The sequence below is a fragment of the Pseudomonadota bacterium genome, from assembly GCA_041395565.1.
Classification (GTDB): Bacteria; Pseudomonadota; Gammaproteobacteria; order UBA9214; family UBA9214; genus UBA9214.
In genome coordinates, this window is the sequence record JAWLAI010000010.1 from 27,452 (window position 1) to 41,573 (window position 14,122).

At 66.1% G+C, this 14,122-nt stretch carries 11 protein-coding genes and 2 pseudogenes; 4 read left to right on the forward strand and 9 right to left on the reverse strand.

The window, feature by feature from the left end:
• The first annotated feature begins 400 nt into the window (after nucleotides 1–400).
• From pilV to R3F42_15220, 4 genes are read left to right on the forward strand one after another with little or no spacing between them, the layout of a single operon-like run.
• On the forward strand, nucleotides 401–901 hold the full coding sequence (gene pilV, locus R3F42_15205) for a type IV pilus modification protein PilV (protein ID MEZ5543366.1): 501 nt from the start codon (nucleotides 401–403) through the stop codon (nucleotides 899–901).
• Nucleotides 901–1,878: a PilW family protein gene (locus R3F42_15210; protein MEZ5543367.1), complete on the forward strand. Its 978-nt coding sequence runs from the start codon at nucleotides 901–903 to the stop codon at nucleotides 1,876–1,878. The genes pilV and R3F42_15210 overlap by 1 nt, the downstream gene beginning before the upstream one ends.
• 8 nt (nucleotides 1,879–1,886) lie before the next feature.
• Complete coding sequence (locus tag R3F42_15215; GenBank protein ID MEZ5543368.1) at nucleotides 1,887–2,552, forward strand: PilX N-terminal domain-containing pilus assembly protein; 666 nt, start codon at nucleotides 1,887–1,889, stop codon at nucleotides 2,550–2,552.
• Entirely contained in the window at nucleotides 2,549–2,989 is a 441-nt protein-coding gene (locus R3F42_15220; GenBank protein MEZ5543369.1) for a type IV pilin protein, read from the forward strand. Before R3F42_15215 ends, R3F42_15220 begins: the two co-directional genes overlap by 4 nt.
• Before the next feature lie 259 nt (nucleotides 2,990–3,248).
• Here the strand turns inward: R3F42_15220 and ispH are convergent, their stop codons facing one another.
• The 9 genes and pseudogenes from ispH to R3F42_15265 form a co-directional block, all read right to left on the reverse strand.
• Nucleotides 3,249–4,187, reverse strand: a complete 939-nt coding sequence (gene ispH / locus R3F42_15225; GenBank protein MEZ5543370.1) for a 4-hydroxy-3-methylbut-2-enyl diphosphate reductase — start codon at nucleotides 4,185–4,187, stop codon at nucleotides 3,249–3,251.
• 170 nt (nucleotides 4,188–4,357) lie between these two features.
• Complete coding sequence (locus tag R3F42_15230; protein ID MEZ5543371.1) at nucleotides 4,358–5,011, reverse strand: hypothetical protein; 654 nt, start codon at nucleotides 5,009–5,011, stop codon at nucleotides 4,358–4,360.
• 610 nt (nucleotides 5,012–5,621) lie between these two features.
• Nucleotides 5,622–6,071, reverse strand: coding sequence for a hypothetical protein (locus R3F42_15235; protein ID MEZ5543372.1), 450 nt, complete (start codon nucleotides 6,069–6,071; stop codon nucleotides 5,622–5,624).
• Between the two features lie 56 nt (nucleotides 6,072–6,127).
• Nucleotides 6,128–7,228, reverse strand: coding sequence for a chemotaxis response regulator protein-glutamate methylesterase (locus tag R3F42_15240; protein ID MEZ5543373.1), 1,101 nt, complete (start codon nucleotides 7,226–7,228; stop codon nucleotides 6,128–6,130).
• 75 nt (nucleotides 7,229–7,303) lie between these two features.
• Nucleotides 7,304–8,179: a protein-glutamate O-methyltransferase CheR gene (locus R3F42_15245; protein MEZ5543374.1), complete on the reverse strand. Its 876-nt coding sequence runs from the start codon at nucleotides 8,177–8,179 to the stop codon at nucleotides 7,304–7,306.
• 290 nt (nucleotides 8,180–8,469) lie between these two features.
• Nucleotides 8,470–9,247: pseudogene (locus R3F42_15250) on the reverse strand (methyl-accepting chemotaxis protein).
• 12 nt (nucleotides 9,248–9,259) lie between these two features.
• Nucleotides 9,260–11,035, reverse strand: a pseudogene (locus R3F42_15255) (PAS domain S-box protein).
• A 36-nt stretch (nucleotides 11,036–11,071) separates the two neighbouring features.
• On the reverse strand, nucleotides 11,072–11,593 hold the full coding sequence (locus R3F42_15260; protein MEZ5543375.1) for a chemotaxis protein CheW: 522 nt from the start codon (nucleotides 11,591–11,593) through the stop codon (nucleotides 11,072–11,074).
• Between the two features lie 108 nt (nucleotides 11,594–11,701).
• Entirely contained in the window at nucleotides 11,702–13,759 is a 2,058-nt protein-coding gene (locus R3F42_15265; protein MEZ5543376.1) for a chemotaxis protein CheA, read from the reverse strand.
• Nucleotides 13,760–14,122 lie beyond the last annotated feature (363 nt).

The following is a 14,122-nucleotide window of genomic DNA, read 5'->3' on the forward strand; positions in this document are numbered from 1 at the left end:
GTCAGCCCGCACCGCACGCTGCGATCGGTGCAGTCCGGCATCGCGTCGGTCGCTGCCGACCGCTGGATACGTCACACGGCCGTACTGATATCCACTGGTCGTAAAAACATGTCCGTTTATCTTATCGGGGATGACAGCGCGGCGCGAGGCTTCTAAACCTGCAGCGAGCCTGTCGCGACCGTGGCGCACGGGGTTCCCGGCACGACACCGCGAGCATGCAGCGCCGTCGCGACACCTGCGTGCCGCGGCGCAGGCGACTCGCACGACGGATTGGCAGTGCAAGCGTGCCGGCGCGCCCTGCGCCAGCTGCGCTGCCCGCGCGGTTGCGCGCGACAGGCCCTGGTCCCGGTGCCGTCCGGCAGGACGACCGGTGCGGATGACAGTTCCGGAGCAGGCAGACATGGCCCATGCAACACGACAGCGACGCTGCAGCGGCTGGCACGCGGACGGCTTCACGCTGTTCGAGGTGATGATCGCGCTGGCGGTGCTGTCCATCGGCCTGGTGGGACTCGCCGCCCTGCAGCTCGGCGCCCTGCGTGCCAATGCGTCCGCCGCGCAGCACATGCTGGCCGTGCAGACGGCCGTGGACATGCTCGAGCGCATGCGTGCCAATCCCGCCGGTGTCGCCGCCGGACGCTACGATACCGGCCCTGCACGCCTGCCGCCGTCCGGCGCCGCCGGGGATATCGCCCGGGCGGATCTCGCCGCGTGGCGGGCGGGCCTGGCGCGGCTGCCGGCGGGAAGCGGCGCCATCACCCGCTGCGGCCACGACTGTCCGGCTGCGGCGACCTATGGCGTGACCGTCTGGTGGAACGCGGCGGGCGATGCGGCCGTGCGCGACAGGCATTGCCCGCCGCGCCCGGACAGCGGACTGCGCTGCGTGCGCCTGGTGCTGCGCTGATGCCCGCGCTGCGCGCAGCATGCGGTTTCACGCTGGTCGAACTGCTGATCGCACTCGTGATCGCGTTGCTGATACTCGCCGGCGGCAGCCGGATCTTCATCGCGACCGGCCATGGCTACCGCCTGCAGGACAATCTGGCACGCCTGCAGGAGAACGCGCGCTATGCGCTAGAGGCACTGGGCGGCGAACTGCGCCGCACCGGTTACCTGGGCGGCATCACCGACCTGGCGCGCATCACCGACACCACGGCGGCGGGCCGGGCCCGCGGCGGCGGCGTGGCCCGCGATGACGGCCGCTGCGACGGCCCGGGATGGTCGCTGCAACTCGGCTACCCCGTGTTCGGGCTGGACGCGGGTTACGGCCATTACCGCTGCCTGGCGGCGGGCGGCGACGCCCGCAGCGACATCCTGGTCGTACGCTACATGGCGCCACGGGCACTGACGGCCGCTACGGGGGCGGCGTTTCAGCCGGCACAGTGGTATCTGCGCAGCTCCGTGTTCGAAGGCAAGCTGTTCCGCGGTGCCGAGCAGGCGGCGCATGCCGTCGCCGGCCTGCCGGTGCGGGTCGCCGAGGTGGTCGCGCGTGCCTATTATGTCCGGCCCGCGCCCGCCGGGGGCTGTGACGGGGGCGACACGGTACCGTCGCTGTACCGCACGGCGCTCGCCGGCGGCAGGCTGGTCGCCAGCGCCGTCGTCCGGGGTGTCGAACAGCTGCAACTCCAGTTCGGCATCGACCGCGACCGCGACGGCGCGGTTGACGAATTTGTCGACGCCCCCGCCGCCGGCGACAGCGGCAGCTGGCTGCGGGTGCTCGCGGTGCGCTGCTGGCTCCTGCTGCGCAGCGAGTGCCCGGAGACCGGATATACCGACGCTTCGCGCTATCGCTTGGGCAATATCACCCTAACACCGGCCGATGGCTATCGTCGCCTGCTGGTGGTGCAGACGACGGCCCTGCGCAACGGCGGGCTGCGGCCGTGAGCCCGGGCATGAAACCATCACGGCCGGTGGCACGCCGTTGCGGCGGCACGGCACTGGTCACCGCGCTGGTCTTCCTGCTGGTGCTGACATTGCTCGGCACGTTCGGCATGCAGCAGGCACGGCTGCAGGAACGCATGGCGGGACAGGCACGCTGGCGCGCCATGGCCCTTGCCGCAGCGGAATACACCCTCGCCGTAGCCGAGGCCGAGCTCGCCGCGCTGGCTGTCGACCCGTTCCAGCCGGACCGGCCCGGCGATCACTTCTACCCGCAGGACCTGATCGACTTCGATCCCGGCCGCCCCGGGCGGCAACAGCCGTCCGACCGGAGCTGGGGCTTTCCCGCCGCCCGCATCGCGTTGCCCGACCTGGACGGCGATGGTCACCCCGAGCCGGGCAGCGGGATGTATGTCATACAGGATGCCGGCAGCGAACTCACCCTGGACACGCAGCCGGCACCGGCCACCACCCCGGCCGAACTGGCCGGCCACGCGGCACGGGCCTTCATCGTGACGGCACGCGGCCGCAGTATCGGTGACGTGCAGCGCACCGTGCAAAGCGTCTACGTCAGGCGGCCGCTGGCGCCGACTCGCGCGCCGGACGGCCGCGCCGGCAGCGCGGCGGCCCCCGCATCAGCGCAACAGGGCCGGCGTGCCTGGATCGATCTCCACGAATGATCCCGCCGGCACATTCCGCGGCGACAGCCGGCCACAGCGCCGGATTCAGCCTGGTCGAGCTGCTGGCGGTGCTCGCGCTGCTCGGCATCCTGACCGCCACCGCCTACCCCGCCTATACCGAACAGCTGCGGCAATCCCGGCGGGTCGAGGGCATGAGCGCGCTGCTGGAACTCGCGACACGGCTGGAAGGCTATCGCGCGGATCACGGCACCTACGCCGGTGCGGCCCTCGGTGCCGGCGCGCTGTTTCCGGCCGCCAGCCGCAATGGCCACTACCGCCTCGCCATCGAGGCGGCATCGGCGACCGGCTACCGTCTCAGCGCCACGCCGACGCGCAGCCACGACCAGCATCGCGACCGCTGCGGCACACTCACCCTGGATTCGCTGGGCGTGCGCGGGACGAGCAATGCCAGCGGACAGACGCGCTGCTGGCGCTAGGATCTGTATTTGCATCCCCCGTGACCGGGGCGGTCCTGCATGGCGCATGTGCGCAGCACAATACGAACTGTACGGGCAAGCGCTGCAACACAGCAGGATCGGATTTCAGTCGCAACCCTATGGGATCGCGCGACTTTTACACCTGGCCGTGTTACGGCTCGCTCATGTAGCTACGGCTACACCACACTCGCCGTGCCTTGCCAGGCGTAGAAAATCGCCACGGTCGCGGCCGCGGCCGCGGGGAATTATGAGATAGGTGCTAGTTCCGCTTGAGTTCGACCGGCAGGGAAAAACTCACCGGCTCCGGTCTGCCCGTGGCTTCCTCGACCGTATCCGCACCCCAGCTGCGCAGCTGTTCGATGACGCCGGTGACGATCGCCTCCGGCGCAGAGGCACCGGCGGTGACACCGACGGTGTGCCGGCCGTCCAGCCATGCCCGCTCTATCTGGCAGGCCTCGTCGACCAGGTAGGCCGGGATGCCGCGGTTTTCGGCCAGCTCGCGCAGGCGGTTGGAATTGGAACTGTTGGGGGAACCGACCACCAGCATCACGTCGCAGCGTGCAGCCAGGGCCTTCACCGCGTCCTGCCGGTTCTGGGTTGCATAGCAGATATCGTCCTTGCGCGGACCCTGGATGGCGGGAAACCGTTCCCTGAGTGCCGCGATCACGCGTTCGGTATCATCGACCGACAGCGTGGTCTGGGTCACGAAGGCCAGGTTGGCAGGATCCGCCACCGCCAGCGCGCGCGCATCCGCCGGGGTCTCTACCAGGTACATCGCACCGCCGCGGTCGCTGACATACTGGCCCATGGTGCCTTCCACCTCCGGATGCCCGCGATGTCCGATGAGGATGCATTCGCGCCCGGCCGCCGCATGCCGGCTCACCTCGAGATGGACCTTGGTCACCAGCGGGCAGGTGGCATCGAACACCCGCAGACCCCGGCAGCGGCCCTCTTCGTGTACGGCGCGCGACACGCCGTGCGCGCTGAAGATCACCGTGCCGCCGTCGGGCACCTCGTCGAGCTCGTCGACGAATACCGTGCCGCGCGCGCGCAGACCTTCCACCACGTGGCGGTTGTGCACCACCTCGTGGCGGACGTAGATCGGGGCACCGAACAGGTCCAGGGCACGTTCGACGATCTCGATGGCACGATCGACCCCGGCGCAGAAACCGCGGGGATTGGCAAGCAGGATGTTCATGGCGGCACCCGGTAGACAGGCCCCCGATTATAGGCCCTGCCCCGGTTCGGGAACAACCCGGGAAATCCGGCAGGATTGCCCCGTGCCGTTGCATGCGCCGGGAATATTCCGCTGCAACTGTTGACGCCGGTGGCCCGCCGCCCGGGCGGCGCAGCAGCCGCGCCGATCGTTCAGGATGCGGCAGCGCGCTTGGCGGACTTGCGCATGCGGGCGCTGTCTGTCTGCGTCGCAGCCGCACGCTGCCTGGCCGCAGACTGCGTTTTTGTTGTGGTCTTGGCTTTGGTCTTGGCTTTGGTCTTGGCCTTGGTCTTGGCCCTAGGCTTGGCCTGCGGCTTTGGCTTCGGTTTTACCTTCGCGCCGGGTTTGGACTTTGCCGCGGATTTTGTCTTTACCTTGCGGCGTTGCAGCGCCGACCGTACCGACCCGCCAGTGGCACGCTCGCGGAAGCGGGCGGTCCGCCGCCCCGGGTATTTGGCGTGGAATTCCTCGAGCAACCGGTCGCAGGTATCGTGATCGACCAGGCCGTTGTCGACCAGCACCTCCCCCAGGCGGGGTGGAAAATGCTCCTGCAGATCCAGCAGGGTATCGACCTGCGCGCGGGTCAAGAGACCGAGTCCGATAGCGACCTCGCCGAAATAGAGATTCGTGCCGGCCTGCTCGTGCAGGATATCCATGGCCTGGCTCACCGTGATGTAGCGCTCCTTGATCGCCAGTTGCCCGACCAGCGGTTTGCGCGCGCGCTGTTCGCCGAGTGCGCGATAAAGCTGGTCGTCGGTGATGGTACCCTTGTTGACGAGGAATTGTCCGAACCGGTGCAGCGCCATATTACGCTCCCTGTATATGAATCGCCGTCATTCTAGTGCAATCATGCGCCATTCCCCGATAGCACATATGTACTAGAACCTCTCTCATAATCCCGATTTGCTTTTCAGGAGCATGCGGTTGTCATTCCCGCGCAGGCAGGAATCCGGTATGCACAGGCGTTCCGGCTACCCGCCGCCGCGGGTGTGACGGTATCCAACAAAAGCACATGTTTTAGATCGCGTCCAGGTAAGCGCTGATGCAACTGTCATTGCGCGGCGCGTCGTGTCGAAGCAAGCGTCAATGACGAAATTGTCATTGCGGGGAACACGGACGAAGCAATCTCCATTCGACTGCTTCCGTCAGGAGAGATGACTGCGCGCCGCGCGCAGTGACGGGAATTATCCAATTCATCGGATTTTCCCTGGATCCAAGCTCAGGCCCCCTGCAGACGGGTCTTTGGCGCCAGGATTCCTGGCAAGGCACGCCCGGATGGAGTAGCCGCAGCGAAGTGGACGGGCCGCAACAGGACCAGGCTCGGTGCGCGCGCGTGCATCGGGGCCGCGACCGCGGCTGCGGTGTGAGCGTGAACGCTGGCGCGACGGCGGCGGAGGCTGCCCCGCCGGAATGCCGTCAGCGAGCGGCCGTTCGGGTCCGGGATGCCGCGCGTGCGCGCTGCTTGCCGGCCTGTCCGCGTTTACCGGCCGGCCGGGCGCGGGATTGCGGCTGCAGTGCCGTGAAAGCGTCCAGTAGCTTGCCGAGTCGACGGGCATCCAACAGTCCCATCTCCACCAGGATCTCGCCCAGTTTCGGCCGGCCTTCCTGCTGCAGTTGCAGTAACACCGCCAACTGCTGCGGTTGCAGGAACCCCAGCTGCACGGCCATCTCGCCGAAGTAGTGGCAGGTGCCAGCCTGGGCCGTGAGTACCGCCATGACCTGTCTGACATCCAGGAAACCGGCCTTGAGCGCGAGCTGGCCGATCTGGTCCTGGCTCTGGGCCTGCCGGGCCAGCGCGGCGTTGATATGCGCCTCGCTCACCAGGCCCAGATTGATCAGATACTGTCCGAATCGATGCCTTTCCATGTCAGTCATCCCTCATGCGGCTGCCGGCCCCGGGTGCGTAATCCGCGCCGGCGGGATCAGGTACCGCTCTTCTTCAGGCCCTGCACCTGCAGCATGAGGGTGCCGGCGATCCGTTCCAGCGGCAACACCTGGTCCGCCGCCCCGAGTTTCACCGCGGCGCCCGGCATGCCCCAGACCACGCTGGTTCGTTCATCCTGGGCGATGGTGAAGGCACCCGCCTCCTGCATTTCCTTGAGCCCGAGCGCACCGTCGTCACCCATGCCGGTGAGCAGCACGCCGATGGCATTGGGTCCGGCCGTCTGCGCGGCGGAGCGGAACAGCACATCCACGGCGGGCTTGTGCCGGTTGACCGGTGGGCCGTCGTTCAGTGCACAGTAATAGCGCCCCCCGCTGTAGACGATCTGCAGGTGACGGTCGCCGGGCGCGATATAGGCATGGCCGGGCAGGATCGGCTGTCCGTCCTTGGCCTCGCATACGGTCATGGCGGACACCCCGTTGACCCGCTCGGCGAACGGCGCGCTGAATGCGGCGGGGATATGCTGTGTGATGACCGTCGCCGGCGCGGTGGCCGGCAGTTCCCGCAACACATCCTTGATCGCTTCGGTGCCTCCGGTGGATGCGCCGATGACCAGCAGTTTTTCCGTCGTCACGATGCGCGTCCTGGGCTTCTTCTTCGCGAGCACTGCATCCACACTGAGCTTTTCGTCGACATCCATGTGTTTGACCGCCGCCGGCCGGACCAGGGTGCGCGGCTGCACCCGCGCCGCGGCCTTGATCTTGGCGCTGATCTCGGCACTGTATTCCTCGAAGTTGTGCGCCAGGTCGGAATCCGGCTTGGTGACGAAATCGACCGCGCCGAGTTCCAGTGCGCGCAGGGTGACGTCCGCGCTCTTCGCAGTCAGGCGCGAGATCATCACCACCGGCATCGGCCGCAAACGCATCAGGTTGGCGAGGAAGGTCAGCCCGTCCATCCGCGGCATCTCGACATCCAGGGTGACGACATCAGGGTTGAGTTTCTTGATCTTGTCGCGCGCCACGTAGGGATCGGACGCGGTGCCGACCACTTCGATATCCGGATCCGAATCCAGGATCTGCGTCAGCAGCTTCCGCACCAGCGGCGAATCGTCAACGATGAGTACATGGACACGGTTACTCATGCCACACCTTCCCGTCAGTCAGTGCTATGTGTGTATCCGCTACGCCGGCACGGGCGCTCGAGCGAGGCCATTGCATCAGCGCAGTCTCCTGTAGATGGTCTTGCCGACCAGTTGGAAGCGCTCCGAGACATTGTGCAGGGTCTCGGAGTGCCCAATGAACAGGTAGCTGTCCGGCTGCATGATATTAGCGAAGCGGTCGAACAGGACCTGCTGGGTCGGCTTGTCGAAATAGATCACCACGTTGCGGCAGAAGATGACGTCAAACTGTCCGCGCATCGGCCAGTCATGCATCAGGTTCAGCTGACGGAACGTGATCAGCTTGCGCAGTTCGTCGGCGACCCTGACCCTGCCCTGGTTGCCGCCCTTGCCGCGCTGGAACCAGCGCTTGATCCGCGCGCTGTCCAGCCCGTTGATGCGCTCGGCCTGATACACGCCGGCCGCACCGGTCTTCACGACATTGCTGTCGAGGTCAGTGGCCAGGATGCGGATATCGCGCCCGTCGATGTCGGGGATCGCCTCGCGCAGGGTGATCGCGAGCGAATAGGGCTCCTCGCCGGTGGAACAACCGGCCGACCAGATGCGCAGCCGCCGGTTCTTCTGGTAACGCTCCAGCAGCATCGGCACCAGGTCCTGCTGCAGGAACTCGAAATGATGCTTCTCGCGGAAGAACGAGGTCAGGTTGGTCGTGATCGCGTTGGTGAAATGTTCCAGCTCCTCGCCCGGATCCTGCTCCAGCAGCTCGCAGTAGGCACGAAAGCTGGTCATGCCGTGCACCCGCAGGCGCTTGGCCAGACGGGCATAGACCAGATCCCGCTTCTGGTCCGACAGACTGATACCGGTATGCTCGCTGACCAGACGGCGCAGGTTATTGAAGTCACGGTCCGAAAGCTCGAACTCGTTGGTCTTGGCCTGCGCTGCCAGCGCCTGGTTGTGCTTTGCAGCCGCACTCATACAGCCATCCACGGCATGCGGGCGGCGCCGCCCACTGTGGTCGGACCGTACCACCAGCGTTTCATCGTGCTGCCACTCATCGATCGTGTCCGCCTAGAACTCGTCCCAGTCACCGTCGGTGCCGGTACCCTGCTGCCTGCCGTCCGTGCCGGATGACTTGCCGCGCGACGTGGCGCCGCCGGCGTGTCTGCCACCCCGCTCCAGGGCCGGTTGCCGGAGCGGCGCTCGACGGCCGCTGCCTGCGCCCCACTGCTGGTGGTGAAAAAACCCACCAGTTCGTGCAGCGCGCGCGCCTGCTCGCCCATCGACTCCGAGGCCGCCGTCGCCTCCTCCACCAGCGCCGCGTTCTGCTGCGTCATCTCGTCCATCTGGCTGATCGCGATATTCACCTGCTCGATACCGTCCGACTGCTCCTGGCTCGCCGCCGCTATCTCCGCTATGATCTCGCTCACCTTCTTCACCGAGCGCACGATCTCCTCCAGCGTGCGGCCGGACTCGTCCACCAGCTTCGAGCCCTCTTCCACCTTCAGCACGCTGTCCTCGATCAGCCCCTTGATCTCCTTCGCCGCCAGCGCACTGCGGCCGGCCAGATTGCGCACCTCCGAGGCCACCACCGCAAAGCCGCGCCCTGCTCCCCGGCGCGCGCCGCCTCCACCGCCGCGTTCAGCGCCAGCAGGTTGGTCTGGAACGCGATCTCGTCGATCACACTGATGATGTCCGCAATCTTCTTGCTCGAGGACGTGATCTCGCCCATCGCGGAGACCGCGTTGCCCACCACGGACCCGCCCTTCTCCGCCTGCTCGCGCGCACCCGCCGCCAGCTGGTTCGCCTGGCGCGCGTTCTCCGCGTTCTGCCGCACCGTCGAGGTCATCTCCTCCATGCTCGAGGCGGTCTCCTCCAGGCTCGCCGCCTGCTCCTCGGTGCGCTGGCTCAGGTTGGTGTTGCCTTCCGCGATCTCGCCGGAGGCGCTGGCACGGTGTTCGCACTGCTGTTGATCTCCTCCAGCACCTCGGTCAGCCGTGCAATGGTCGAGTTGGCGTTGTCCTTCAGCTGCCCGAACGTACCGGCATAGTCCGCCTCGATGCGCCGGGTCAGGTCGCCCCGCGCCATGGCGCCGAACACCGCCACCGTGTCGTTGATCACCCGCTCCGACACATCCACCAGGTCGTTGACCCCGTGGCTCAGCCGCTCGAAAAAGCCCGACTTGCCGCGCAGCGCGATGCGCTGGCTCAGGTTGCCGGCCAGCGCCGCGTTGACGATCTCCTGGATCTCGTCCTCGATCGCCACCTGCTGGGTCCGGTCCTCCCACTCGACCACCGTGCCCAGGCGCTGGCCGGCCTCGATCACCGGGTTGGCAGTGACGCGCATGGACCGGCCGCCCACGAGCATGTCGGCCGTGTAGGTCTCGCGCAGCCCGGCCAACAGGTTGCGCTGGTGCGCCGGGTTCTTGTGGAAGCTGTCGATGTTGGTTCCGATAAGCCGGCCGCTGTTGAAGCTCGGCAGGTCCTTGCGAATGTCCTGCTCGGCATTTTGCATCATGTTGCTGCAGGCGCCGTTCATGTAAATGATGACGCCATCCGTGTCCGCGATCATGACGTTGCCGGACACGTTGTCCAGCGCCTGGCGGATACGGCCGTTCGCCGCCGCCTGTTCGCGCTCCTGCTCCAGGCGCTGCTGTTCCTCGGCCTGGCGTGCATATTCCTCGGTCAGATCGGCCCACTCGACCACGGTGCCCAGGCGGCTGCCGTCGGTGTCGATGATCGGGTTGGCGATGACCTGCATGGTGCGGCCACCGACCTCGATCTCCGCCGTATAGGTATCGGTCAGCTGCTCCAGCACGGCGCGCTGGTGCGCCGGGTTCTTGTGGAAGGTGTCGATGCTCACACCGAGCAGTCGGTCGACGTCGAACTGCGGCAGATCCCGGCGGATGTCGCCCTGGGCGTTGCGGAACATCGCCGCCACCGTCTTGTTCATGTAGATGATGTTGTGATTCGCGTCCGCGACCATGACGTTGGCGGACACGTTATCCAGCGCCTGCTTGATCCGACCGGTGGTGCGTGCCTGCGAGCGCATCTCGTTGACATCGCTGCCGAGGCGTATCTGGGTCGACTTGAGGTTCTGCAACAGCCGGCCGAACTCGTCGTCCCGTGCCGTTTCGACCCACTGGAAATAGTCACCCTCGGCGATCTGCCGCAGGGTGGTGATGGCCGTTGCGACCGGCACCGTGACGTGCCGTCCCAGCAGCAAGCCGGAACCGCCCAGCAGCAGCGCGGCTGCGCCGAGCGCGAGCGCGAGTGTGCCGGTGGCGAGCCCCTGCGCACCGAGCCAGGCGAAGCCCGCGAGCATGGCCATCGTCACACCCAGGTAGCATCCCGCCCACCACCGGATCGAGACGCGCCCGAGGCGGGCGACGAGCCGGCCCGTGAAGCCGGGGCCGAGCGTGGCCTGGCCCGCATTGATGCGCCGGTAGAGTGCGTCTGCCGCCGCCACCTCCGCCCGCGCGGGCGCGGTACGCACGGAAAGGTAGCCGGTGACACTGCCACCGACGCGCACCGGTGTCACATTGGCCTTGACCCAGTAGAAGTCTCCGTTCTTGCAGCGGTTCTTGACGAGCCCGGTCCAGGGCCGGCCGGACTTGACCGTGCGCCACAGGTCCGCGAATGCGGCGGGCGGCATGTCGGGATGCCGGACGATGTTGTGATTCCTGCCCAGCAGTTCCTGTTCGGAGAACCCGCTGATCTCGACAAAATCGCGGTTGACGGAGGTGATGGCGCCCTTCAGGTCGGTCGTGGAGACGATGAACTGTCCTTCCCTGAAGTTTACCTCGCGATCGGTAACCGGCTGATTGACCTTCATGGCTCGTTTCCCTTTGGCAAGCGACTGCAATAGATTTCAGTTATCCCGATCCCGCTCGAGCGTCTGCAGCAGACCGTCGCTCATCAGGTGATCGACATCCAGGATGATGATCATGCGGTTGTCCCGCGTGGCCAGGCCGCGCACGGAATTGCCGCTGCAGACACCACCAAGCTCCGGCGCCGGTTTCAGGTCATCGCCGCCGATGTTGTGCACCTCGGACACGGCATCGACGACGACGCCGATGGTGCGCTCGCCGTCGTTCCCGTCGCTGACGTGCAGGACGATCACGACCGTGGTTTCCTCGAACGCCAGCGGCTCCAGGCCGAACCAGCGGCGCAGGTCCACGACCGGCACGATGGTGCCACGCAGATTGATCACGCCCAGGATGCTGTCGGGCATGTTCGGTATGGGCGTCACGCCACTCCAGCCCTTGATCTCCTGCACGCGCAGGATGTCCACGCCGTATTCCTCACCCGCCAGGTGGAAGGTGAGATACTGGTCCAGCCCGTCCTCACTCTGCAGTGTGGTCGCACCCGCTGGTAATGCTTCGGCACTCATCGGCTGTCCTCCGTCCGCTGTGGTCGCTTGCTGCTTGCCGCAATTTCCGCAGGGCGCGTTGCCCCGCCTGCTGTCGAGCTCTGTTGCGTATCGGTCATCGTCGTTGCCTCACGCCACGGCGTGCATGTCATCCGCGTGGCCGCAGATATCGCTGTTCAGCTGGATCAGTCCCGGCACGTCGATGATCAGGGCGACCGTACCGTCTCCGAGGATGGTCGCGCCTGACACACCGCGGATCTGGCGGAAATTCGTCTCCAGGCTCTTGATGACGACCTGCTGCTGGCCCATCAGGTCGTCGACAAACAGGCCGACACGTCGGCCGTCCGCCTCGACGATCATCAGCAACCCGTCCATCAGATCGCTCTTGCCGCCGCGGATACCGAACAGCCTGTTGAGGCGGATGATCGGGATATATTCGTCGCGCAGCCGGTAGAGTTCCGACTCCCCGGCGATGCGGCTGATCTGCTCCGGTCGCATCTGCAGGGACTCGACGATCGAGACCAGGGAGATAATGAAGGTCTCCTCGCCGATGCATGCCAGCTGGCCGTCGAGAATGGCCAGCGTCAGGGGCAGGCGTATCGTGACGGTGCTGCCGGCATTCGCGTTGGACGCGATGGTGACGTTGCCGCCCAGGTCGCGTACGTTGCGACGCACCACGTCCATGCCGACGCCGCGGCCCGAGATATCGCTCACCTGCTCGGCGGTGGAGAATCCGGGGGCGAAGATCAGGTTGTAGATGCGCTCGTCGGTCAGCTCCTCGTTCTCGCCGACGAGACCGTTCTCAACGGCCTTGCGCAGGATGCGTTCGCGGTTGAGACCGGCGCCGTCGTCGATGACCTTGATGATGATGTCACCGCCCTCGTGGTAGGCGCACAGCTCCAGCGTCCCGGTCTCCGGCTTGCCGGCCGCCTTGCGCAAGGCAGGCGTCTCGATGCCGTGATCGAGGGAGTTGCGCACCAGGTGCACCAGCGGGTCGCCGATCTTCTCGAGCACCGTCTTGTCCACCTCGGTATGCTCGCCGCTCATCTTCAGCTCGACCTCTTTGCCCATCTTGCCGCACAGGTCACGCACCAGGCGTGGAAAACGGCTGAACGCCGTGCTGATGGGCAACATGCGGATCTGCAGGACGTTCTCCTGCAGCTCGCGGGTGTTGCGCTCGAGCTGGATGACGCCCTCCAGCACCTTTTCCAGGGTCTTGATATCGCCGTCGGCCAGATTGGTGGTGGCCTGACTGAGCATGGACTGGGTGATGACCAGCTCGCCGACCATGTTGATCAGTCCGTCCACCTTGTCGATGGCGACGCGGATGGAACCGGACTCCTTGCCCGCAGCCTTGCCCTTGTCCAGGCCCCTGGCGGGATCCTCCTCGTGCAATGCGGCATGGTCCGCGGGCGCATCCATGCTCACGGGTTCAGGGGTGGCGCCGCTTGCGAGCGGTGTGATCTCCAGTTCGCTTTCATCGGCGACCCAGCTGAACAGCTCCTCGATGTCGGTACGCTGCACGTCACCGCGCAGCGTCAGCCGCCACTCGAAATAGCTGCGGTCGACTTCCATGTCGGCCAGGGACGGCAATGCCTTGGCATCGTTCTCGACCTGCAGGTCGCCCAGTGCCTGCAGTTCGCGGAAGATCCTGGCCGGATCGTTGCCGCGCTTGAGCATATCGGGATGCGGACAGAAGCGGATGCGCCAGCCACCGGTGCCTGCCGCGGCACCGTCTGCGTCTGCCGCATCACCGGCAGCCGCCGCGGCTGCGTGCGCTGCGCCACTGGCGCCGTCATTGCCGTCCGCCAGCATCTGCTCCAGCTTGCGCTGCATATCGGCGACACGCGCCTGGTCGGTGCTTTCCTTGTCACGCGCGGCATTCACCATGCCGCGCAGAACATCGACCGACTCCAGCAGCAGGTCCACGCCGGGACGCGTCACCGCGCGCGTGCCGTCCCGCATCTCGTCGAGCAGCGTCTCCATGACATGCGTGAGCGCCGAGATATCCATGAAGCCGAACGAGGCACTGCCGCCCTTGATCGAGTGGGCGGCACGGAAGATGGCATTGATCTCCTCCATGTCCGTGCCGTGATCGAGGGCGAGCAGACCGGATTCCATGGCATCCAGTCTTTCGAAGCACTCCTCGAAAAACACGTCATGAAATTCGGACAGGTCGATGGTCATGTTTCCCTCCGTGGAAAAGCGACGCGGTCAGCGTACGGCACTGCCCGGCTGTGCGCGCCGGATCCGTCCGGTTATGCACAGGCCACTCTGGCGTGAGGTGGATGACGGTAAACCGTCGTGAGCGCTGCTGCCTGCCATCCCTGGTTCTCCTGATACCGGCTTCCTGCCGGATTTCCGTGGTTGCTGCCCGTAGCCTCCCGGCCCGCCCGTACAACCACCAACTAATTAAAAAAACAACGTCTTGTAAGTCGGACCCGGTCTGTTTCCGGCGACGGCGCCGATGCACGGCATGTCAAGAATACGTCGTTTTTTGCTGTTTCATTGTTAAGATGCATATCCTGTGCCAGCAGCAGTGACCGCAAC